At 69.5% G+C, this 2156-nt stretch carries 1 protein-coding gene; it reads right to left on the reverse strand.

The features are described from left to right. Positions 1-563 precede the first annotated feature (563 nt). The gene (gene ahcY / locus Q7T15_RS09450) at positions 564-2081 is read right to left on the reverse strand and encodes an adenosylhomocysteinase (RefSeq protein ID WP_304695625.1); all 1518 of its coding nucleotides are present in this window, start codon (positions 2079-2081) and stop codon (positions 564-566) included. Positions 2082-2156 lie beyond the last annotated feature (75 nt).

Consider the following 2156-nt stretch of genomic DNA (forward strand, 5'->3'; position numbering starts at 1 on the left):
AAGCAGCCCCGAAGAGCCACCGGCACATCTAGTTGCGACAACCGCCACCGAAGTGATGAGCTGCCACGAGTTTGTCTGACTGAAGTTCGAATATCTACTGACATTCGTTTCAATCCAAAGGAATCTCAACCGGCCGACAAATGTCGACCGACGAGGATAATTTGGCATTGACTTAGTGCACGCTGTTGAGTTCTCAAGGATCGGGCGCACCTGACCTCGCGCTTCGCAGCGCTCGCAACAGGGCTCTTCCTTCCGGCTCCCCTCGACTGGCCGGCTCTCGAGAGAGTCGCTGTCATCGGAGGGGATCCGCTTCCCGCTCCTCCACGCATCGGAACGGCGAGCCGTTCTGGCTGAGAAGAAGGGGGTTCGTTTCCGCTTGGGGTTCGGGAGGCTTTTCGCTCTCCCGCCCGCTTGGGGCAACAGGTAGATACATTACGGCTGAGCGGGGCATCGGGCAAATCGCGGCCGCCTCGGGCGTGTCGCGCTCGCGCGCGCCCGCGAGGCCGTGGCCGGGGAACCGGAACGGGCCCGGTGCGTCGCACCGGGCCCGCATCCGTCGCCGCTCAGTAGCGGTAGTGATCGACCTTGTAGGGACCGTCGACGTCCACGCCGATGTACGCAGCCTGGCGCGGGGTCAGCTCGGTGAGCTTCACGCCGAGCGCCGCGAGGTGCAGGCGCGCGACCTTCTCGTCGAGGGCCTTCGGCAGGACGTGGACTCCGAGGGGGTACGCGTCGGGATTCGTGTGCAGCTCGAGCTGCGCGAGCACCTGATTCGTGAACGACGCGCTCATCACGAAGCTCGGGTGCCCCGTGGCGTTGCCGAGGTTCATCAGCCGGCCCTCGCTCAGCACGAGGATCGAGCGGCCGGTCGGCAGGCGCCACTCGTGCACCTGCGGCTTGATCTCGATGCGCTCGGCGCCCGGGAGGCTCTCGAGCCCCGCCATGTCGATCTCGTTGTCGAAGTGGCCGACGTTCGCGACGATCGCGAGGTGCTTGAGCCCCTGCAGGTGCTCGAGCGTCACGACCGACTCGTTGCCCGTCGCGGTGACGAGGATGTCGATCTCGCCGATCACGTCGTCGAGCCGGGCGACCTGGTAGCCGTCCATGGCCGCCTGCAGCGCGTTGATGGGGTCGATCTCGGAGACGATGACGCGCGCGCCCTGGCCGCGGAGGGCATCCGCGCTGCCCTTGCCCACGTCGCCGTAGCCGCACACGAAGACGGTCTTGCCGCCCATGAGCACGTCGGTCGCGCGATTGAGGCCGTCGGGCAGCGAGTGGCGGATGCCGTACTTGTTGTCGAACTTGCTCTTCGTCACGGAGTCGTTGACGTTGATCGCGGGGAAGAGCAGCTGGCCGTCGCGGTGCAGCTCGTACAGGCGGTGGACGCCCGTCGTGGTCTCCTCCGTGACGCCGAGGATGCCCTGGCCCACGCGCGTCCAGCGCTGCGGGTCGCTCGCGAGCGAGGCGCGGAGCACGTCGAGGACGACGCGGCCCTCCGCGCTCTCGTCGGCCGCGGCATCCGGGACCGCGCCCGCCGCCTCGAACTGGGTGCCCTTGTGCACGAGGAGGGTGGCGTCACCGCCGTCGTCGAGGATCATCGTCGGCCCAATCGGGGCGCCCGACTCGTCGACGCCGAAGTCGAAGATCTGCTGGGTCGCCCACCAGTACTCCTCGAGGGTCTCGCCCTTCCAGGCGAAGACCGGCGTGCCCTCGGGTGCCTCGGGGGTGCCGGTGCGGCCGACGACGACCGCGGCGGCCGCCTCGTCCTGCGTGGAGAAGATGTTGCAGCTCGCCCAGCGCACGTCGGCGCCGAGAGCGACGAGCGTCTCGATGAGCACCGCGGTCTGCACGGTCATGTGCAGCGAGCCGGCGATGCGCGCGCCGGCGAGGGGCTGGTGCGGGCCGAACTCCTCGCGGAGGGCCATGAGGCCCGGCATCTCGTGCTCCGCGAGGCGCAGCTGGTGGCGACCCGCCTCGGCGAGGGACAGGTCGCGCACGGCGAAGGGGACGCCGTTGCGCTCGATCACGCGGGCGAGGGGGGATGCGGGGGCGCCCGCGGGCGCGCCGGTCTCGATGGCCATGCGGCCATTCTCGCAGGGGGCGGCGCGGGCCCGCTGGGTGCGAGCCGGGGGTGCGGCCCGCGGGGGGGCCGGGCC

Origin of the sequence: Microcella sp. (assembly GCF_030645145.1) — a bacterium.
Taxonomy (GTDB): Bacteria; Actinomycetota; Actinomycetes; order Actinomycetales; family Microbacteriaceae; genus Microcella.

Bases quoted from the DNA above. Each gene is read 5' to 3' on its own strand.
- ahcY (WP_304695625.1), bottom strand. From the start codon at position 2,081: ATGGCCATCGAGACCGGCGCGCCCGCGGGCGCCCCCGCATCCCCCCTC.